This is a genomic window from Mycoplana dimorpha, assembly GCF_003046475.1.
Classification (GTDB): domain Bacteria; phylum Pseudomonadota; class Alphaproteobacteria; order Rhizobiales; family Rhizobiaceae; genus Mycoplana; species Mycoplana dimorpha.
Genome location: NZ_PZZZ01000004.1, coordinates 1 through 19,248, shown reverse-complemented (window position 1 = coordinate 19,248; position 19,248 = coordinate 1). Strand labels below are relative to the sequence as shown.

The 19,248-nt window shown below is 64.2% G+C and carries 22 protein-coding genes and 1 tRNA gene; 12 read left to right on the top strand and 11 right to left on the bottom strand.

Annotated elements, in window-relative coordinates; all coding sequences use genetic code 11:
* The first annotated feature begins 52 nt into the window (after nucleotides 1-52).
* The 5 genes from C7449_RS10255 (at nucleotide 53) to C7449_RS10235 (ending at nucleotide 4,797) form a co-directional block, all read left to right on the top strand.
* Nucleotides 53-664, top strand: a complete 612-nt coding sequence (locus tag C7449_RS10255; RefSeq protein WP_108002727.1) for a PilZ domain-containing protein — start codon at nucleotides 53-55, stop codon at nucleotides 662-664.
* Nucleotides 665-1,075: 411 nt separating this feature from the next.
* Nucleotides 1,076-1,675, top strand: a complete 600-nt coding sequence (locus C7449_RS10250) for a transglutaminase-like cysteine peptidase (protein WP_108002726.1) — start codon at nucleotides 1,076-1,078, stop codon at nucleotides 1,673-1,675.
* 327 nt (nucleotides 1,676-2,002) lie between these two features.
* Complete coding sequence (locus C7449_RS10245) at nucleotides 2,003-2,773, top strand: hypothetical protein (RefSeq protein ID WP_108002725.1); 771 nt, start codon at nucleotides 2,003-2,005, stop codon at nucleotides 2,771-2,773.
* Between the two features lie 118 nt (nucleotides 2,774-2,891).
* On the top strand, nucleotides 2,892-4,370 hold the full coding sequence (locus tag C7449_RS10240) for an SPOR domain-containing protein (protein WP_108002724.1): 1,479 nt from the start codon (nucleotides 2,892-2,894) through the stop codon (nucleotides 4,368-4,370).
* 160 nt (nucleotides 4,371-4,530) lie between these two features.
* Complete coding sequence (locus tag C7449_RS10235) at nucleotides 4,531-4,797, top strand: hypothetical protein (protein WP_108002723.1); 267 nt, start codon at nucleotides 4,531-4,533, stop codon at nucleotides 4,795-4,797.
* Between the two features lie 2 nt (nucleotides 4,798-4,799).
* On the opposite strand, the gene C7449_RS10230 is transcribed toward C7449_RS10235, so the two are convergent.
* From C7449_RS10230 to C7449_RS10205, 6 genes are all read right to left on the bottom strand, one after another.
* Nucleotides 4,800-5,687 (bottom strand): SDR family NAD(P)-dependent oxidoreductase, encoded by an 888-nt coding sequence (locus C7449_RS10230; protein WP_108002722.1) that lies wholly within the window; start codon nucleotides 5,685-5,687, stop codon nucleotides 4,800-4,802.
* Complete coding sequence (locus C7449_RS10225) at nucleotides 5,684-6,460, bottom strand: hypothetical protein (protein ID WP_108002721.1); 777 nt, start codon at nucleotides 6,458-6,460, stop codon at nucleotides 5,684-5,686. The genes C7449_RS10230 and C7449_RS10225 overlap by 4 nt, the downstream gene beginning before the upstream one ends.
* Before the next feature lie 10 nt (nucleotides 6,461-6,470).
* The gene (locus C7449_RS10220) at nucleotides 6,471-7,064 is read right to left on the bottom strand and encodes a protein-S-isoprenylcysteine O-methyltransferase (protein ID WP_374828304.1); all 594 of its coding nucleotides are present in this window, start codon (nucleotides 7,062-7,064) and stop codon (nucleotides 6,471-6,473) included.
* Nucleotides 7,065-7,123: 59 nt separating this feature from the next.
* Nucleotides 7,124-7,714 carry a hypothetical protein gene (locus tag C7449_RS10215; protein ID WP_108002720.1) on the bottom strand — a complete coding sequence of 197 codons (591 nt, stop codon included), beginning with the start codon at nucleotides 7,712-7,714 and terminating at the stop codon, nucleotides 7,124-7,126.
* 145 nt (nucleotides 7,715-7,859) lie between these two features.
* Nucleotides 7,860-7,991, bottom strand: a complete 132-nt coding sequence (locus C7449_RS10210; RefSeq protein WP_108002719.1) for an ABC transporter — start codon at nucleotides 7,989-7,991, stop codon at nucleotides 7,860-7,862.
* 347 nt (nucleotides 7,992-8,338) lie between these two features.
* Nucleotides 8,339-8,923: a L,D-transpeptidase gene (locus tag C7449_RS10205; RefSeq protein WP_108002718.1), complete on the bottom strand. Its 585-nt coding sequence runs from the start codon at nucleotides 8,921-8,923 to the stop codon at nucleotides 8,339-8,341.
* A 208-nt stretch (nucleotides 8,924-9,131) separates the two neighbouring features.
* Between C7449_RS10205 and C7449_RS10200 the strand changes: the two genes are divergently transcribed.
* Nucleotides 9,132-9,887 carry an SDR family NAD(P)-dependent oxidoreductase gene (locus tag C7449_RS10200; protein WP_108002717.1) on the top strand — a complete coding sequence of 252 codons (756 nt, stop codon included), beginning with the start codon at nucleotides 9,132-9,134 and terminating at the stop codon, nucleotides 9,885-9,887.
* An 82-nt stretch (nucleotides 9,888-9,969) separates the two neighbouring features.
* On the opposite strand, the gene C7449_RS10195 is transcribed toward C7449_RS10200, so the two are convergent.
* Nucleotides 9,970-10,407 carry a DUF1489 family protein gene (locus C7449_RS10195; RefSeq protein WP_108002716.1) on the bottom strand — a complete coding sequence of 146 codons (438 nt, stop codon included), beginning with the start codon at nucleotides 10,405-10,407 and terminating at the stop codon, nucleotides 9,970-9,972.
* A gap of 88 nt (nucleotides 10,408-10,495) precedes the next feature.
* Complete coding sequence (locus C7449_RS10190) at nucleotides 10,496-11,896, bottom strand: L-serine ammonia-lyase (RefSeq protein WP_108002715.1); 1,401 nt, start codon at nucleotides 11,894-11,896, stop codon at nucleotides 10,496-10,498.
* Nucleotides 11,897-12,521: 625 nt separating this feature from the next.
* Here C7449_RS10190 and C7449_RS10185 point away from each other — a divergent pair.
* A complete protein-coding gene (locus C7449_RS10185; protein WP_108002714.1) occupies nucleotides 12,522-13,211 on the top strand; it encodes a DUF599 domain-containing protein in 690 nt (229 codons plus the stop codon).
* 76 nt (nucleotides 13,212-13,287) lie between these two features.
* Complete coding sequence (locus C7449_RS10180) at nucleotides 13,288-14,301, top strand: heparan-alpha-glucosaminide N-acetyltransferase (RefSeq protein ID WP_108002713.1); 1,014 nt, start codon at nucleotides 13,288-13,290, stop codon at nucleotides 14,299-14,301.
* Nucleotides 14,302-14,320: 19 nt separating this feature from the next.
* Here C7449_RS10180 and C7449_RS10175 read toward each other — a convergent pair whose 3' ends face one another.
* Nucleotides 14,321-14,707 carry a MerR family transcriptional regulator gene (locus C7449_RS10175; protein WP_108002712.1) on the bottom strand — a complete coding sequence of 129 codons (387 nt, stop codon included), beginning with the start codon at nucleotides 14,705-14,707 and terminating at the stop codon, nucleotides 14,321-14,323.
* A 69-nt stretch (nucleotides 14,708-14,776) separates the two neighbouring features.
* Nucleotides 14,777-16,207, bottom strand: coding sequence for a magnesium transporter (gene mgtE / locus C7449_RS10170; RefSeq protein ID WP_108002711.1), 1,431 nt, complete (start codon nucleotides 16,205-16,207; stop codon nucleotides 14,777-14,779).
* Between the two features lie 297 nt (nucleotides 16,208-16,504).
* Between mgtE and C7449_RS10165 the strand changes: the two genes are divergently transcribed.
* Nucleotides 16,505-17,002 carry a peptide deformylase gene (locus tag C7449_RS10165; protein WP_108002710.1) on the top strand — a complete coding sequence of 166 codons (498 nt, stop codon included), beginning with the start codon at nucleotides 16,505-16,507 and terminating at the stop codon, nucleotides 17,000-17,002.
* A gap of 262 nt (nucleotides 17,003-17,264) precedes the next feature.
* Here the strand turns inward: C7449_RS10165 and C7449_RS10160 are convergent.
* Nucleotides 17,265-17,349: transfer RNA gene (locus C7449_RS10160), tRNA-Leu, on the bottom strand.
* A 193-nt stretch (nucleotides 17,350-17,542) separates the two neighbouring features.
* On the opposite strand from C7449_RS10160, the gene lipB reads away from it, so the two are divergent.
* From lipB to C7449_RS10145, 3 genes are all read left to right on the top strand, one after another.
* On the top strand, nucleotides 17,543-18,256 hold the full coding sequence (gene lipB / locus C7449_RS10155; protein ID WP_108002709.1) for a lipoyl(octanoyl) transferase LipB: 714 nt from the start codon (nucleotides 17,543-17,545) through the stop codon (nucleotides 18,254-18,256).
* Nucleotides 18,257-18,457: 201 nt separating this feature from the next.
* Nucleotides 18,458-18,871, top strand: a complete 414-nt coding sequence (locus C7449_RS10150) for a helix-turn-helix domain-containing protein (RefSeq protein ID WP_108002708.1) — start codon at nucleotides 18,458-18,460, stop codon at nucleotides 18,869-18,871.
* Nucleotides 18,872-18,951: 80 nt separating this feature from the next.
* Nucleotides 18,952-19,248 (top strand): alcohol dehydrogenase catalytic domain-containing protein (locus tag C7449_RS10145; protein WP_170115855.1); only part of this gene is annotated, 297 nt, incomplete at its 3' end.

Genomic DNA, 19,248 nt, shown 5'->3' with positions numbered 1-19,248 from the left:
CCTCGAACAGTTAGAAGTTTGAAAGACAAATTTGATTGGCCCCAGTCTGTCCATGTATTCGTTTCAGCAAGCATCGCCAACAGTCCGCAGACCGCAGCCCGACGAACGCACCTTCCAGCGCGTCTCTGTCAACCTGCCCGGCCGGCTGATGTTGCCGAACCACGACGAATACGAATGCACCGCCATCGACATGTCGCCGGGCGACGTGTTCTTTGCCTGCCATGCCCGCCCGCGTGCAGGCGAGCGGATCATCGCCTATGTCGACCACCTCGGGCGTATCGAGGGCTCGGTGACCAGGAGCACCGAAGACGGCTTCGTCATTGCGGTCAATGCGACCGAGCGCAAGCGGGAGAAGCTGGCGGCGCAATTGACCTGGATCGCCAACAAGCACGAGCTGGGCCTGCCGGAAGACCGGCAGCACGACCGGCTGACGCCGCGCAACACCCGTACCGAACTGGCACTCGACGACGGACGCCACTATCCCTGCCGCATCATCGACCTGTCGCTCTCGGGTGCCGCCGTCGATATCGACGTCCGCCCGGCGATCGGCACCCCGGTGCAGCTCGGCAACATGCGCGGCCGCGTCGTACGCCACTTCCAGGAAGGCGTCGCCATCGAGTTCTCCAGCGTGCAGTCGAAGGAAGCGCTCACCGAATTCCTTTGAGCCGTGGCCAAACAGGCCAGGAACGGATCACCTCAGGGGGCCACAGGGCCCTCTTTCAGTTTGGCCGCCCCGGATTTTCTCCCCTCCTACCGGCACGGCAAGGCCTGAGACCCATCGCCAGCCCCGACCACGTCCACAAGCCCTGATTGATTGCCTGCGCGACCGAGCCGGCCACACGGGCATCCTCTCCGCCGAGCAGTGTTCAACACCTGTGCGCACCGCCGCAGCCAACGGCGGGCCTCAGATCATTAGCATTTTAATCAAATCAGGCTCAAATCCGATTAAAATTATCGTCGACTTTTATTCTTATTTTATTCTGATGCTCTGAAATTTTGCTCTTAATTATACTTCGCTCTTTCGCGTCAGGTAAAAACATATCTGTCATTGTCCTTCCAGAACAGGGACAGGACAATGAAGAAGAACACCATCTGGACGGGGACCATCGGGCTACTGCTCGCTCTTGTATTCGCCCAGGCCGCACACGCACTTCCGGCCAACATGACCGTTGCAGGGCCGACCAACCAGCCGATCGGGCACTACGAGTTCTGCAAGCAGTACGCCGACGAATGCGGCGCGACGGACGCCGGCGGCCCGCTCGTCCTCAACGAGGCAAACTGGCGGCAGATTCTTGAGGTCAACTATACCGTCAACAGCTCGATCGAGCCGATGACCGACAATGAGATCTATGGCGTCGAGGAGCGCTGGGTCTATCCGGACACCGTCGGCGATTGCGAGGACTATGTCCTGCAGAAGCGCAAGATGCTGATCGAAGCCGGAATTTCGCCCTCCGCCCTCCTGATCACCGTCGTGCTGCAGCCCAACGGCGAGGGCCACGCCGTGCTCACCGTACGCACCGACCGTGGCGACTTCGTGCTCGACAACATGCGAGACCGGGTCCTGCTCTGGTCGGAGACGGAATACCGCTTCCTAAAGCGACAGTCCGAACGCAACGCCGGCAAATGGGTCAAGCTCCAGGACGGCCGAACCACTGCGGTGGGTAGCGTCCGCTAAAGCAGGTCGCACGACCGACTTTTATGCCCAGCGCGGCTTCGGCCATGACGGTGGCATACTTCGGAAAGACAGGCATCAGGCATTTCCCATCCGGGATGCCCATGACACTGCCCTCTACCTTACGGCCGCGGTCACTCTGTCCCGATCGAGGCCACCTTGCGGCCGGCTCACCGTCCCGGAGCCGGCCGCACTCTTTCTATCCGCCGGATGGCGGCCCCTGTTTACCCGATATTAACCACGCGCTCACACTCTCGGCGCAATCATGCGGGGGCCGGCCGGACCGGTGCCCGTGCATGCGAGAACGAAGCCGGGGCGGCGACCGAAGCCATGCAGGCAGCATCGAAGCAACATCCACGCGAGCCGGCAACCGAAGCACTGCTTTGCCCGCGCTTCCTGAGGCGCCTGGCCTTCGCCATCGCGGTGCTTGCTGGCGCGACGATCGCCCTCAGCATCGGCGGCCGCATGCTCGGCGAGCGCATCGCCCTGGCCGGGCACAGCGAGAGCAGTGAAATACAAGAGATCCTGATCGGCGAGGACCATCTTCGCCTGCCCGCAAACGTCATCCGCTTCGACGAGCAGCGCCGCAACGGCCAGACCGACCGGCTTGACCTGTATCTCACCTGGCCGGAGATGGAGGGCTACTCGAACCGCAATCGCCTCCGCTTCAACGATGTCGGCCAGCCTGAAAGCCTGCTGTTCCTGCAATTGTCACAAAGCACGATGTCCCGGGACATGTCGGGCCGCGTCCAACCGATCTACACGCACCTGTTCGCCGGCGAGCCGGAAGCGGGACCGGCCGGCCTGACGCTGCGGCGTCTCAGGCCGGGCTCCGGCTACGAACAGGAGGCCCTGCTGCTCGGCGCCCTGCCGGATGGGGCGACCTATGCCGTACGCTGCCTGATACCCGGGTCGGACCAAGCCTCGACCGGCGCCGACTGCCAGCGGGATATCCACATCGGCGACGATCTGTCGCTCCTCTACCGGTTCTCGAGCAGACTTTTGCCGCAGTGGCAGGCGATGGAGCAATCCGTTCGCTCCTACATGCAGCATGCTCTGACGGAGCGCGAGAGTCCCCTGCCCCGCACGAACAGACGATAAAAATCCGCCGATCTCCGCAACCAATGATTCATCATAAACCGATTGGTAACCGTGCCCCGATAGTCTCGCTCCAATCATCGTTCGCCAATCGCGACCGAACGACAGCGCAATCCGAGACTTGAAGAGTACCAGCGTGTTCCGTTCCATTTTCTCCGATCTTTTTTCGCGCACAGCAAAGTTCGCAGCGGCCGCGTCAAGAAGCCTGTTGCTCGCGGGCGCTATCGCAGCGGCGGCAGGCGGAACGGCGCATGCGAACCCCAAGTATGCCGGCATCGTGATCGATGCGAAGACGGGCAAGGTGCTCTACAACGAAGACGCCGACGATTTGCGCTATCCGGCATCGCTGACCAAGATGATGACGATCTACCTGACCTTCGAGGCGCTCGAGGCCGGCAAGATCAGCAAGAACACGCTCGTTCCCGTATCGAAGAACGCCGCGAGTGAGCCGCCTTCCAAGCTCGGCGTGCGTTCCGGCAGCAAATTGACGGTCGAGCAGGCGATCCAGGCGCTGGTGACGCGCTCAGCCAACGACGTCGCCACCGCGCTCGGCGAATTCCTCGGGGGCTCCGAAGAGCGCTTCGCCCGAATCATGACCCAGAAGGCCCGCGCACTCGGCATGACGCGCACCGTGTATCGCAACGCGCACGGCCTGCCGAACACCGCTCAGGTCACGACGGCCCGCGACCAGGCGCGGCTCGGCCTGGCGCTGCGCCAGCACTTCCCGCAGTACTACGATTATTTCAACACCCGCAGCTTCCGCTACGGCAACCAGACGATCGGCAACCACAACCGCCTGCTCGGCGTGGTCCGCGGCGTCGACGGCATCAAGACCGGCTATACCCGCGCATCCGGCTTCAACCTGGTCACCTCCGCCCAGGCGGACGGCCGAAGCGTGGTTGCTGTCGTCCTCGGCGGCCGGACTGGCGCCTCCCGCGACCAGCAGATGAAGAAGCTGATCGCCAGCTACATGCCGGCGGCGTCGCGCCGCGGTTCGGGCAACCTGATCGCCGAGACCCGCGATGCTCCGACCTTGTCCGCCGCTGCGGCTGCGAACTCCGTTGCCGCAAGCGTCGCGCCGACCACCACTGCCGGTCCTCTGGAACTGCCGGAGAACGGCCCCGTCCCGTCCTATCGCTACGAGGAGTCGCGTATCGAGATGGCCTATGCCGCCACCTCTGTCGCCAGCGCCTCGAACGTCGTCGGCAAGGAAGCTCTTGCTGCCACACTGAGAATCCAGCGCAATGTCGCCGCCCCGGCTTCGGCAGCCGACGTCGAACAGGGTGATGCCGACCCGGCTGTTGACGCGCTCACGACCGCCTCGACCGCGGCATCCGCCGGCAAGTCGGTACCCTCGGGCTGGGTCATCCAGATCGGTGCGACGCCGGATCGCGGCCAGGCCCAGGCGCTGCTGGATCGCGCCAAGGATCAGGGCGGCAAGGCCTTGCGCAATGCCGAGCCTTTCACCGTCGCCTTCGCAGATGGCGGGACGCAACTGTACCGCGCCCGTTTCGGCGGCTTCTCCGGCCAAGACAGCGCCGTCAATGCCTGCAAGGCTCTGAAGAAGAAGGGCTTCGCCTGCTGGGCGAGCCAGCAGTGAGCTTGGCAGCCGTGCGGGTCGCCACGGACCGGCACGGCATTCAGTTTAGCCTTGACCGATGCGAGCACCGGCACAGAACGGTGCCCGCGGCGGCAAGGCGGGCGGTGCCGGTCAGCGGCATCCGTCGTCCTCGATAGAGTAGTGCGTACGAGGGAATATCATGGCGATGAACGAGAACGTCACCGGCGCGCCGCCGGATGCCAGCATCAGGCGCGGGATCCGCAGCGGACTGCATCCTCTGCACGAGGCAGCGCTTCGAATCGCCGATATCGGCCGCGGCCGGCCTCGCACCAGGACGAAGGACCTGGTCAGCATGTTGCTTGCCCATGGCGCACGCGCCTGGCGCACGGGTCAGCCGCCGGCAGGCATCCACCTGCACATCGGCCGCAGCGGCCGCTGCCACCCGGTCCGGCTGCGGCTTCGTTGACCTCAGCTGGCGGCCCGGTCGGACGATCCGGGTGTGCGCCAATGCTTGCCGCAACAATCGGCGTATTTCAGGCCGGAGCCACACAGGCACGGATCGGCGCTGCGCCGTTGCAGCCGCCCGATCAGCGGAACGATGACGGCCGAGGGCAGCATCCGCGCGACGAGCGCCACGATCTTGGCGGAGACACCGGGCACCGCCAGCCGCCGACCAGACCTGTAGGCACGCCAGGCTCGCTCCGCCACCCGGTCCGCGTCCAGTCGCGGCAAGACCTTGAAAAGCATCGCCCGACCGGCGCCCGAGCGGGAGAGGAATTCGGTTTCCACCGGCCCGGGTGCGACACAGGTCACAGTGACGCCGGTATGGCGCAGTTCCTCGTGCAAGGCCTCCGAAAACGAGCGTACGAAGCTCTTGCTGGCATAGTACAGAGCCATGTTCGGGCCGGGCGTGAAGCCGGCAATCGAGCCGATGTTGAGGACGCCGCCTCGCCGGCGCTTCACCATTGCCGGCAGGAAGGTCAAGGTCAGGTCGGTCAATGCCCGGACGTTCAGGTCGATGATCCCGAGTTGGCCGTCGAGCGGAAGCCCGGTAGCCGGCCCCCGCAGCCCGTATCCGGCGCTGTTGACCAGCGTGTCGCAGTAGAGACCGTTGTCCGTCAGAAAGTCCTGCAGGCGCAGCGCCGCCTTGGGCGAGACCAGGTCGAGCTCCAGGGCAAACGTCTGTCCGCCAACCGCCTGCACGTCGCGGGCCGCGCCTGCCAGTTGCTCGGGCGCACGGCCGACAAGCACCACCGGGCTGCCCTCCTGGGCGGCGACTTTCGCGATCGCCCTGCCGATGCCGCGTGAAGCACCGGCGACGACCACCGCCGGCTTGAGAGCCTCTTCCGCCGTCATCCAGCCGTCCTCGCAGCCACAAGTGCTGGACGGTTCGACAGCCCGTTGACCTCGTCAGCGACTTTGCTGTTCAAAATCCGCTCGAAGCGCTCCAGTGCGCGTGCGACGTTGGCGCCGTCCATCACGCGGTGGTCGTAGAGAATGCGCACGTCGACGCAGCCGTCCTCGTCGATGGGACCCCAGTTGAGCAGTGTCGTCAAAGGCGTGAGAGGATTGAACGATTCTGCGCCCAGACCCGAGTAGACCGACAGCTGAAAGGTCCCGAACCGACGAGCCCGCTCGCGCGCGATGTTCAGCCCGAGCCACATCAGCAGCCGCCGGACCGGTGCTGGCGCCCGGGCGAATTTCAGCGCGCGCCTGAACTCCTTGATTTCGAGCACCGGACGTGTGCGCGCCGCAGCAATGGCTCCCTGCAGCTCGGCAATCGAGCGGCGCTCCGGTCCCTTGATGGAGCCGAGCAGCACGACACGCTCACCGTCGTGTTCCCGCTCGTGCGCCACCGAGGCGACGCTCATCGGATACTCGTAGAAATGCGGCCAGGGGAACTTCAGATAGGCACGACGGAGTTCCGGCGTCTCCTGGCAAAGCAGTCCGTAGCCTTTGAGGAACAGCACGGTCCAGGACGGACGCTGCGGCTGCGAGGCCCGCGCCGCAAGCAGCGGACCGAGGTTCATCCGTCGTTGCACCGTCACCCGCGGTATGCCGATCGAAAACCGCATGAGGTCACAGACCAGCCGGCGGGGTGGCGATATCTTCAATGCCCGGCCTCGCATGGCGGCACCTCTAATAAAGATAGGGAATGAGCCGCTTGGTCCGGTCCATGTAGTCGCGATAGGTCGGTCCGAAGCTGTCCATCATCATCCGCTCCTCCTTGTCGACGCGGAGGAAGAAGAGAAAGGCAAAGCCGACCAGGCCGGCCAGTCCGGCGATCCAGTTGGACAACAGGAATGCCTGGCCGAGCGCCATCAGCAGGAAGGAGGTGTACATGGGATGCCGGATCAGCGCGTAGGGACCGCCGCTGACCAGCTGGTGCTTGTCGCGGATCTCGAGGCTGATCGACCAGTTCTTGCCGAGTTCCTTGTGGGTCCTGCGAAACAACCACACGGCTCCGAAGAACAAAAGCGCCCCCGCGCCGACTGCCCAGGCCCGTGCCGGATAGTCGGCTGCCGCGGGCCAGTCGGTTGCAAGATAGACGAATGGAATTACCGCCATCCCCAGCACCGCCATGACGAGGCCGCACATATCGGACGGCGAGCGACGGTTGTCGACAACCCGGACGCGCCTGGCGCGGCGTTCGAACGGGTAGCGAATGACGGTCCACGCCACAATGCCGAGTACCCAAAGGATTTCGCCGAGGGAGGCGAGGGTCAGATTCATATTGGTTCACCGCTGCTGTTCGTCGTTACTTGGCATCCTTGATGCAACGAGTCCAGCGCTCATCCGCCGTTCATCTCGCGCAATTCAGTGACGAACTGTTGCGGCCGCAGCCAGATGGAGGGCGTTTTGTAGCCCATCGACTTCGCAATGTCGGCGACGAAGGCGTTGCAGTTGTAGACCGACGCCTGCCAGAAGCGGGACTTGGCCTTCAACTGGCGGATATAGGCCACGGTCTTCCGGTATTCGGCCTCGGTCAGCATGACCCGCCAGCTGGCAGACCGATACTCCTCCTGGAGATCGCCGTCGCTTGCTCCGGTCTCGGCGGGAACGGGTATGAAATGGCCGATCACATAGGGCCCCGGATCGAGGGTCGCAGGCGCCAGTCCGGCAACTTCGGGATTGATCATCCGGCCGGACTTGTCGGCACGTCCGAACACCACATAGGTGTGGCCGTAGCTGAGCGCGTAACGGGATCGGAACTCGATGAAATAGCCGCCATTGCGCCGCTGGCTTTCCGCTTCGGCGGTTCCGGGATAGCCGCGGTAGTCTGAAACGAACCGCGGCTGCGGCGGTTTGTCTTCAGATTGGCAAGATGCGAGCGTGAGCGCAAGAAGAACCAACAGCGATGCCTGACTTCTTCCCAGCATCATGGGCATTCTCCATTTCCCGCCACGGTGTGAGCAGCGTACTCCTGTCTTAAGATCACGCCACGGATCGGACGAGACGCGGTTCCAGCAGGCAATTTCCTCTGGACGGGGGAGTACCGTCGGGCACTCCCCCGATCCAGGTCAGGCGCTACTTGTATACGGGCGCCGGTGCTGCGGTCTCCGCCGGAGGCGGAGCCTTGCCCTTGCCCTTGCCGACTCCGCAGCCGCTGAGACCGGCCACGGCAAGTACTGCTACTGTCACGATTAGAAGTCTGCTCATCAATATGTCCTTTCCTTAGCACGGAATAGGTTATTAGAAGGCAACGACTCTAGTAATAGCCGTAAACTTCACAAAGGCCTAGTGCATAAGCGCCACAAAGTTAATCGTCGAGAAGAGCTAGCAAGATCAGTTTTTTCAACGGTTTGTATCATTCGTGTGATGAGCGGCGATCGCCCACGGCGAAAGCGGCGCGCGAAGCGGTGCTTCGCAACGCGTTGAACTGCCGCGGTTGCCGCATTCCAAGTGAATGGTCCCACTTAGAAAGAAGATCGAGCGCCGGTGCTTCTGGCATCCTTCGAACATCGCAGGCGATACGAAGCCGCTACCGGAGCTGAGTAGAAATACTGTCAGATGACCTTCACTCTGGTTCCGATGGGAGCGCGGCTGTAGAGATCTATGATGTCGTCATTGGTCAGGCGCACGCATCCGTTCGAGACCGCGTGGCCGATCAACCAGGGTTCGTTGGTGCCATGCAGCCGATACATCGTGTCCTTGCCCCCGCTATAGAGGTAAAGCGCGGCGGCGCCCAGCGGGTTGTGCGGTCCACCGTCGACACCTCCGGCAAATTCCTGCAGCCGAGGCTTGCGCCGGATCATGTCGGCGGTCGGCCTCCAGGAGGGCCATTCAGCCTTGCGACCGATGGAGGCCACGCCCTTGAAGTTCAGCCCCTCCTCGCCGACGGCAACTCCGTAACGCAACGCCGTTCCGCCACCCTCGACGAGATACAGGTACCGCTCCGCCGTGTTGACGACAATCGTGCCGGGTGGCTCGGCGCCGGAATACGCTACACGCGTGCGCCGGTAACGCGGCTCGACGCGGTAGGTGGTGTAGGCGTACGGAGATGACGACTGGGTTGTTGATACGCAGCTGGACAGCACCAGACCGAGGCTGCCCATCAGAAGGCTGCGGCGTGAAAAGACGTTCCTGTCCATTTGCACCTTCGAGTTGCTACACGAAGCCCCGCCGGAAAAACTACCATCGCTGCGCGCTACGGCCAAGTGTCCCCCACCTATGATTTAGCAGTAGGCAGCCTCAGTCGAAACGGCAGACAGAGGAGAAGCTCTGGATTGCTTTCGAAACACCTTGCTTCCACCCCTGCCCTCTGTTCGACTGTCGAAAAACGATACAGGAAGGGACGCAATGACATTCGCCTTCGACGGAAAAGTTGCGATCGTAACCGGCGGCGCCTCCGGGATCGGCGCCGCCATATCACGGCGCCTTGCCCGTGAGGGCGCCGAAGTCGTCATCGCCGATCTCGATGCCGGTGGGGCGCGCGATCTGGCAGCAGCGATCTGCGCGGAGGGCGGCACGGCGCACGACGCTGCGGTCGACGTGACGGATGCCGCCGCCGTGCAGACGTTGGCCGAGACGACCATGCAGCGATATGGCGGACTGCATCTGGCCGTGAACAACGCCGGCAGCCCCGGGGCGCGATCGCTGACGGCAGATTGCCCGCTGGACGAGTGGCGCGCGCTTCTGGACGTCAACCTGAACGGTGTCTTCTACTGCATGAAGTATCAGATTCCTGCCATGCTGAAGTCCGGCGGCGGCGCCATCGTCAACATTGCCTCCATCCTCGGCTGCGTGGGCCTGCCGACGACGGCCGCCTATACGGCGGCCAAGCACGGGGTGATCGGCCTGACGAAGACCGCCGCGATCGAATATGCGAGGTTCGGCGTGCGGATCAATGCGGTCGGACCTGGCTGGATAGAGACGCCGCTGCTGTCGGAGCACGACAAGCTCGCGAGCAGCCGGCGCATGGAGGCACTTCAGCCGATGGGGCGGCGCGGGACGCCCGAAGAGGTCGCTGCCCTCGTGTGCTTCCTGCTGTCCGATCAGGCCAGCTTCATAACCGGAAGCTGCCACATGGTCGACGGCGCCTACACTGCGCACTGAAGTCCGGACTGGCCCGGCGCGTCAGGGCGGTGCCGGTATGCGTTGCCATCGCCTCGGAAGGGGCGCCGCAAAAGCCAAAAGGCTACAGAAGCCCCAGTTCCGCCAATTCGCGCCGGAGTTCGAGCGGCAACTCGCCTCCCTCCGCGTCGAGGCTCATCAGGTCGCGGGGCGCGTCTTCGCCCTTCAGATAGCGCCATCCCTGGAACGCCCGCTTCGGCTGAAGCTCGGTCTCCACGACTTCGGGCCCGAGCACCAGTTCGCAGCGGGTGATGCCGTCGGCGTCCTTGAAGGTCTTGAGGTCGATCAGCCGCTGACGAGCCTGTACCTGCCCCTTGATCACCCAATAGAGCGAACCGCCGTCCAGCAGTTCCTCGGTGCGCTTCGGAATCATTCGGGTGGTATGGGACGAGCACGGCTCGAGACCGGCGGCAATGGCGACCAAAGCACGCTTGGCAACCCAGCCGCGCAGGTCTTCGATCGAATCCGCACCGACGCAAAGTTTGATCAGGTGGAGGGCCATGGCCTCTTCAACGCCTTTCTCCCGCGCCAGTCAAGTCGCACGCTGGCGCCTCACGTCCGATGCCCGGGCATATGCGCGGAGGGTCCTCTTAACACTCGACAACGTTGACGGCGAGGCCGCCGGTCGAGGTCTCCTTGTAGCGCTCGTTCATGTCGACGCCGGTCTGGCGCATCGTCTCGATGCAGGCGTCGAGCGGCACGAAATGGGTGCCGTCGCCCTTGATGGCCAGCGATGCGGCGGTCACCGCCTTCACCGCGCCCAGGGCGTTGCGCTCGATGCAGGGCACCTGCACAAGACCGCCGACCGGATCGCAGGTCATGCCCAGATGATGCTCAAGTGCGATCTCGGCGGCGTTCTCGATCTGCTCCGGCGTGCCGCCCATCACGGCTGCGAGCCCCGCCGCTGCCATCGCTGATGCGGATCCCACCTCGCCCTGGCAGCCGACTTCGGCGCCGGAGATGGAAGCGTTGTGCTTGATGATGCCGCCGATCGCAGCCGCCGTCAGCAGGTAGTCGCGAATCCCCGCGGCATCGGCGTCCTCGTGGAAATGGAGATAATAGCGAATGGTCGCCGGCACGACACCGGCCGCCCCGTTGGTCGGCGAGGTCACGACCCTGCCGCCCGAGGCGTTTTCCTCATTGACGGCCATCGCATAGACGCTCAACCAGTCGTTCGCCAGCAGCGGATTGGTCTTGTTGGAGCGCCACTCCTCCTGCAGCTTGTCGTGGATCATGCGGGCGCGCCGCTTCACCTTCAGGCCGCCGGGCATGATGCCTTCGCCTTTCAGGCCGCGGTCGATGCAGTTCGTCATTGCCGCCCAGATCTGGTCGAGCCCGGCATCGAGCTCTTCGCGCGACATGGCGGTCTCCTCGTTGGCGCGCTTCATCTGGGCGATCGACAGCCCGGAGCGGGCGGCCATCTCGAGCATCTGCTTCGCCGACGAGAACGGGAACGGCACCTTGCGTTCGCTGGCCTGCGCCTTCGAAGCCCGCATCGTTTCCAGTTCGGTATCGGTGACGACGAAGCCGCCGCCAACGGAATAGTAGATGCGCTTCAGCAGCAGGCGGCCGTCCCGATCGTAGCCGGAGAACATCATGCCATTGGCATGCCCGGGCAGCGGCGTCTTCTTGTCGAGGACGAGGTCTTCCTTCGGCTGGAACGCATAGGACGGGTGACCGGCAGGCGTGATGCGGCCGGTCGCCCGGACCAGACCGACGATCTCGTCCATGCGGTCCGGATCCACCTTGTCCGGGCGTTCGCCCATCAGGCCCAGGATCACGGCGCGATCGGAGCCATGGCCGACGCCGGTGAAGGCCAGCGAGCCGTGCAGGCTCACCCGGATCGAGGCGATCGCCGCCCCCTTCGGGCGCGGCCAGTCCGGCGAAAGGATCAGATCCAAAAAGCGGTTGGCGGCCGACATCGGCCCCATCGTGTGCGAACTGGACGGCCCGATGCCGATCTTGAAGACGTCGAATACAGAGAGAAACATGCCTGGAACCCATCCGATGCAGACCGGCAGCGGTCGCGGCCGATCATGTGCCTTGCCGCGCGTGGCTCAGGGCCAGGAACGGCGGCTCAGCCGTATGTAGGGTGAACCTTAGGTCATTGCACCCACCGAGCACGGTGACGCCCCGACATGGTATGATGCCCCAGCGACATTGCATCACAGTGGGCTGCCGGAGGTGTCGCGGCAGGGCGCCGCGCTCACCTGATCACTCGCGCCGTCAGGCGCCGTTTACGAGATACAGCAGGGCAAGAACGCCGGCAAAACCCAGGACGATGCGAAGGGTGACACCCCAGCAGGACTTCTGAGCAGTACTATCCATGACTTCCTCGATTAAGAGCCCTGCACCGGCAGGAGCTCGTCGACAGCAAGCCTCCCAATAGTGAATCAAATCTGAAAAGGCAATCACCGAAAAAGGCGAAAACAAGGCAGCCACCCGAGACGGCCGGTCGAGATCACGGGAATATGCTGTGCTGTCAAACATTTGCTAGATGGGACAGTCAGTTGAGCCGCGGCCGGAGATCACAGTTCCGCCCAAACGGTAAACAACTCCCTGAAGCGCGGCCGGAACCGGTTTGCAAATCAGGCAAACCGTGGCAAACCTGCGGTCATGTCAGTCGCCGATCCGATCGCCTTCGCCGTCTTTCTTGTCCTGTGGCTGGCCTATGCCTGGATCACGGACAAACGGCATCTGGGCTCGCGGGTGAGCCTGACGCGGGCGATGAACATCCAGCGCGCCGTCTGGATCCGCAACGCCATGAAGCGCGACCTGCGCATGATCGACACCCAGATCATGTCGGGGCTGCAGAACGGAACGGCGTTCTTTGCATCAACCTCGATTCTCGCGCTCGGCGGCTGCTTTGCCTTGCTCGGCGCCACCGAAAAGGTCTTCATGATCTTCGGCGACCTGCCAAGCGTCTTCCAGGCGGGGCGCGCCGGGTTCGAGATGAAGGTCGGCGGCCTGGCCTGCATCTTTGGCTACTCGTTCTTCAAGTTCGGCTGGTCGTACCGGCTGTTCAACTATTGCACGATCCTGCTCGGCGCCGTGCCGATGGCCGGCGACGTCCACAAGGATCCGGCGGGTGCGGAACGCGCCTGCGAGCGGGTCATCCGCATGAACATCCTGGCGGCCGGCCACTTCAACGCCGGCCTGCGCGCCATCTTCCTGTCGATCGGATATCTCGGCTGGTTCGTCAGTCCCTACCTGTTCATGGTATCCACCGTCTTCATCATCTTCGTGCTCGTCCGGCGCCAGTTCTACTCGGAAGCCCGGCGCACGGTTCTCGAGAGCGTCGGATAGCGCCACCATTAAGCCATCTGCCCGGCACAAGGTCGCGCCCGAAAGTCGACCTGAACGATTCGCTGCAAGCTGAAACATGACAACAGAAACGATAGGCACCGCCGGCCACGAAGGCACCGGCACCATTGCGGCAAAGCGCCTGGTCTGGCTCGACGCGGCGCGCGGGCTGGCACTGGTTGCCATGGCGATCTATCACTTCACGTGGGATCTCGACTTTTTCGGCTATCTCGCGCCGGGAACGGCGGCCATGGGCGGCTGGAAGATCTTTGCCCGCCTGATCGCCGGCACCTTCATCTTCCTCGCCGGCTTCAGCCTCGTCCTCGGCCATCGCGTCGATATCCGCTGGCAACCCTTCTTTCTGCGCTTTGCCCGGATCGCCGCGGCCGCCCTTCTGATTACCGTCGCCACCTACTTCGCGTTTCCGGAGAGCTTCATCTTCTTCGGCATCCTGCACCTGATCGCCGCCGCGAGCGTGATTGGTCTGCTGTTCCTGCGGGTGCCGGTCGCTGTGATCCTGTTGTGCTCGGCCGCTGCCTTCGTCGCGCCGCACTGGCTGCGCTCTCCGTTCTTCGATCAGCCGGCGCTATGGTGGGTGGGACTCTCCCAGACGTTGCCGCGCTCGAACGACTACGTGCCCCTGCTGCCCTGGTTCGGCGCCTTCCTTCTCGGCGTGGCCGCCTGCCGGCTCTACCTGTCGCAGAGTGCTGCTGTCCGGAGCCCCGCGAAACCGGCGACTGAGAGCCGGATGATGTCGCTGCTTGCCACCGGCGGACGCCACAGCCTCGCCGTCTACCTGCTGCACCAGCCGATCCTGATCGCCCTGGTCTATCTGTTCACGATCGTCATGCCGCCCGAAAGGCCGGACCCGGTGGTCAGCTACCGCCAGAGCTGCGTTGCCGCGTGCGGCGCAGAGATGAGCGCCGCGTTCTGCCGCTCCTTCTGCGACTGCGCGCTCGATCAGCTTTTGGATCAAAACTTGTTCGACGGCCTCAACGACGGCACGATTAAGGCAGGCAGCGACCCACGCATTGCCGCCATCTCGCGGCAATGCACGGCCGATGCACAATCCGGCCCGGGTTCAAGCGAATAGCCGGGAGCGGCAGGGCCTGTCAGGTCCCTACCCCGATCTCCGCAAGCCGCGTCAGGCAGGCTTCCTCGACATTGTCGAGCTCGGCCAATGTCTCGTCGATGTCGCGGCGCTTCTGCCGCAGTTCGTCGCGCTTCTCGCCGACCTTGCGCATCAGCAGCTGCAGCTGGCCCATTTCGCCGGGCGGATCCTTGTAGACCTGAATGATCTCGCGGATCTCGGAAATGGTGAAACCGATGCGGCGGCCGCGCAGGATCTCCTTGATCAGGTGCCGGTCGGCCGCCCGGAACAGGCGGGTGCGGCCGCGCCGCTCGGGGTGGATCAGCCCTTCGTCCTCGTAGAACCGCAGGGTGCGCGTCGAGACGCCGAATTCGCGGGTGAGTTCGGTTATGGTGTAGTACTTATCCACGCAGGCTCCGAAGATATGATCGACCGTAAATTTTATTAACTTTTACGTGAAAGTCAATTTTTTTGCCGATCACCTGATCGCGAACCACCAGGTCGCAAGGCCGAGGAACGAGAAGAAACCGGTCGTGTCCGTCACGGCCGTGACGAACACCGCCGAGGACACCGCCGGGTCGGCCCCGACCCTGTCCAGCAGCAGCGGTATGAGGATGCCGGCGAGCGCGGCCGCCATCATGTTGATCAGCATGGCCGTTGCGATGATGCCGCCGATATCGGCGCTATGGAACCAGAGCCCGGCGACGCAGCCGATCAACGTCCCCAGCAGCATGCCGTTCAACAAACCGACGCCCGCCTCGCGGCGCACGACACGCCAGGCGTTGTGGATGTCGAGGTTGCGGGTCGCAAGCGCGCGCACCGTCACGGTCATCGTCTGCGACCCGGCGTTTCCGCCCATGCCGGCGACGATCGGCATCAGGATCGCCAGTGCCACGATCTCCTCGATCGTCGTCTCGAAGAGCGAGATCACCGAGGCGGCGATGGCAGCTGTGAACAGGTTGACGAGCAGCCACGGCACGCGCGAGCGCGAGGTCTCGAGCACGGTGTCGGAGAGTTCTTCGTCACCGACGCCGCCGAGGCGCATCAGGTCCTCCTCGGCCTCCTCCTGGATCACGTCGACCACGTCGTCGATCGTCAGCACGCCGACCAGCCGGCCGTTCTCGTCGACGACGGCGGCGGAGAGAAGGTCGTACTGCTCGAAGAGCTGCGCCGCCTCCTCCTGGTCCATCAGGGCCGGAATCGGATGGCTGGTCTGGCGCATCACCGTTTCGACCTTGATGTCGCGCTTCGAGCGCAGCACCCGGTCGAGGTCGACGACGCCGAGCAGCCGGAAGGTCGGGTCGATGACGAAGATCTCGGTGAAGCTGTCCGGCAGGTCCTCGTCCTCGCGCATGTAGTCGATCGTCTGGCCGATCGTCCAGAACGGCGGCACCGCGACAAATTCCGAGCGCATGCGCCGGCCGGCGGTGTCTTCCGGGTAGTCCAGGGCGCGCCGGAGACGGATCCGCTCGGTGAACGGCAGTTTGGAGAGAATCTCCTCCTGGTCGGCGTGGTCGAGGTCCTCGAGGATGTAGACGGCATCGTCGGATTCCATCCCGCCGATGGCAGCTGCGATCTGTTCGTTCGGCAGATGCTCGACGATGTCGAGGCGGATCGCCTCGTCGACCTCGGTCAGCGCGGCAAGATCGAAGTCGGCGCCGAGCAGCGACACGAGCGCGCGGCGCTGCTCCGGCTGGATCGCCTCGAGCAGGTCGCCCATTTCCGATTCGTGCAGGTGGGCGACGTGGCGGCGCAGGAACAGAAGATCGCGGTCGGCGATCGCCGCGCCGACATGCATGAGGAAGTCGGAGCGCACCGATCCGTCGGGCGCGTAGATGTCGCCGCCGTCGAATACGGCCGTCTCGGCCGCCGGGGCGCGCTCGCGATCGTCTTCGCCAGTGTCGCTCATCCGCGCGCTCCTCGAACCCAAGGACCACTCGCATGGCGCGAGCGGGAATAAGAATAAGATTGCCGTGCCGCTTACGGGCAACCGCCGCTCGTCCGCCGTGCCGCCCGGTTCCCTGCTAACTGAAAGCATCACCCGGGTCCATCGCCAGTCGCGGCAAATCCATGTATCCGGACGGCAAATTCTTCCAACTGTTGCGCAATGGAACGAGCCGGCGCCGCGCGCCATGACCGAATGGCGACTGTGCAATCGCCCCTGGAACCGCTAGGACGTCGGCGCGAGCCCTCGAGGATTGGACCGATGCCGATACGCCCCATTTTACGCTTTCCAGATGAACGGCTTCGGACGCGCTGTGAGCCGGTGACCCAATTCGACAGCGAACTGGCCGTACTCGCCGCCGACCTTGCCGCTACGATGCGCGCCGCGCCCGGCATCGGCATCACAGCGGCCCACATCGGCCACCTGGTCCGTCTAGTCGTCATCGAACTCGACGGGCCTACATCGTCCCGGATCTACGTCAATCCGGCCATCGAATGGACGTCGACGGAGACGCAGCGGAACCCGGAAGGCAGCGTGTCCATGCCGGGCGTGACCGCCGAGGTCGAACGCCCCGGAACCGTCAGATTGCGTTTCCAGGACCTTTCCGGCAATCCGCACGTCGAACAGGCCGAAGGCCTGCTGGCCGTCTGCCTGCAGCACGAAATCGACCAGATCGACGGCATCTTCTGGCTCGACCGCCTGTCGCGGCTGCAGCGGGACAGAACGGTGAGGAAGTACAGGAAGCTCGACAAGGGCTGATGCGTGCCCGGGCCATATCTAGGGTTCACTCTGACGGGCCAACCAAGCCGCCCCTCACCCGCAACGGCTGCAGTGCTGCGGCGAGGCAACGCATTCTGTAACGTCTTCAAAGCAGGCCGACATAAGAGCTGCCTGACGGTGCCGCACCGCCGACGCGACGCCGCCGCGGCGTGGCGGCAACAAGGCCGGGGCGCATCATCGCAATCAAATTAGAGACTTGGACGGAGAATCAAAAAAACCCGCCGAAGCGGGTTTCTTTAGATGGTGCGGTCGAGAAGACTCGAACTTCCACGGGTTGCCCCACAGCGACCTCAACGCTGCGCGTCTACCAATTCCGCCACGACCGCATCGTGGTAGGTGCCGATTTGCGCCGGCGGGGCTGCATGTAGCAAAAGCCTTTTGGGTGCACAAGGCCATCGCAACAGAAATCTGACGAGAAAAACAACAATTTCGCCAGGCCCTGTGAACAGCCGCTTTAACCCCTCAAATCCTTGCGTTGGCCCGCCTATATTGGCAAAGAGATGCCAAAAAGGACGCATCATGCAACGCGCTGAACTTCAAAGGTCGATGTTCGCCGCTCCCGGTTCGCGGCCGGCGCGCTGGCGGATCGAACCCGGCCTCACCCCTTACGATGCCGCCGTGGAGACCATGGAACGCGAAGCCGCGGCGATTGCCGCAGGCGAGGCCGACGAACTCGTCTGGCTTGTCGAACATCCGCCGCTCTACACGGCCGGCACCAGGGCCGATGCCGCGGACCTGGTCGATCCGGATCGCTTTCCGGTGTTCCAGACCGGGCGCGGCGGCGAATACACCTATCACGGCCCCGGCCAGCGCGTCGTCTATGTGATGCTGGACCTGAAGCGCCGCCGCCAGGACGTGCGGGCCTTCGTAGCGGCGCTGGAGGACGTCGTCATCGCGACGCTGGCGGAGATGAACGTCAGGGGCGAGCGCCGCGAGGACCGGGTCGGCGTGTGGGTGCAGCGACCGGAGCGGCCGCCGCTGCCGGACGGCTCGCCGGCCGAAGACAAGATCGCCGCGATCGGCATCCGGCTGCGCCGCTGGGTCAGCTTCCACGGACTGTCATTGAACGTCGATCCGGACCTCGACCACTTCGGCGGCATCGTCCCCTGCGGGATTCGCGGCTACGGCGTCACCAGCCTGGTCGATCTCGGCCTGCCGGTGATGATGAGCGACGTCGACGTGCGGCTCAAGAGCGCATTCGAGCAGGTGTTTGGTCCGGTGGGGGACCGCTAACAGATGCCTGAAGAAAAGTGCGCTCTCACGACACTGGCCGCGGAGCGCGTGCCGTTCGCATGCGGTCGGCCAGACTGACGCCCGAGGGCGATACGAACAGGTCCCGGACGGGGCGCCCCTCCTGCGGCGATGGGCGGCGCAATTGGAGCAGCCATGCGGCTGACGGGCGGCTAATCTCCGTCCGGTGATAAGGGGGCCGACATGGAAAAGTCCGGCGACGACAACACCATCCTCTTTCGATCCGGCCATGCCGATGGCGATACGCTCGGCGGCCGCATCTGGCGGGCACGCGACGCGCTTGATCTGTCGCTTGAGGACCTCGCCGCCCGGCTTGGGCTTCCGGTGGAGACCGTCGGCGACTGGGAACGCGACCATGCCGAGCCGCGCACCAACGCGCTGTTCATGCTCGCCGGCGTTCTCGGCGTATCCCCTTCCTGGCTGATCGCCGGGGTGGGCGACGCGCCGCCCGAGGGCGACAGCCAGGCCTCCACGCACCCGCTCCTCGAACAACTCAACCAGGTGCGCCGCCTGCACGAACAGACGGCGGAGGCGATCGCCGCGCTCGAGTCCGAGATCCTGCGCCTGACCGCGCGGCAGCGCGACACGGATGACTAGAAGCCGCGGGGCTTGAGTGACCGCGCCGGCTCTGCAATGGTCCGCGCCGAACAGATTCTGCCAACTACAGGAGAAAAATCATGGACGTACGCGCCGCCGTCGCCGTTGCCGCCGGCAAGCCGCTGGAGGTGATGACCGTGCAGCTCGAGGGCCCGCGGGCCGGCGAGGTGCTGATCGAGGTCAAGGCCACCGGCATCTGCCATACCGACGACTTCACGCTGTCGGGCGCCGATCCGGAAGGGCTGTTTCCGGCGATCCTCGGCCATGAGGGCGCCGGCATCGTCGTCGACGTCGGCCCCGGCGTCACCTCGGTGAAGAAGGGCGACCACGTCATCCCGCTCTACACGCCGGAATGCCGCGAGTGCTATTCCTGCCTG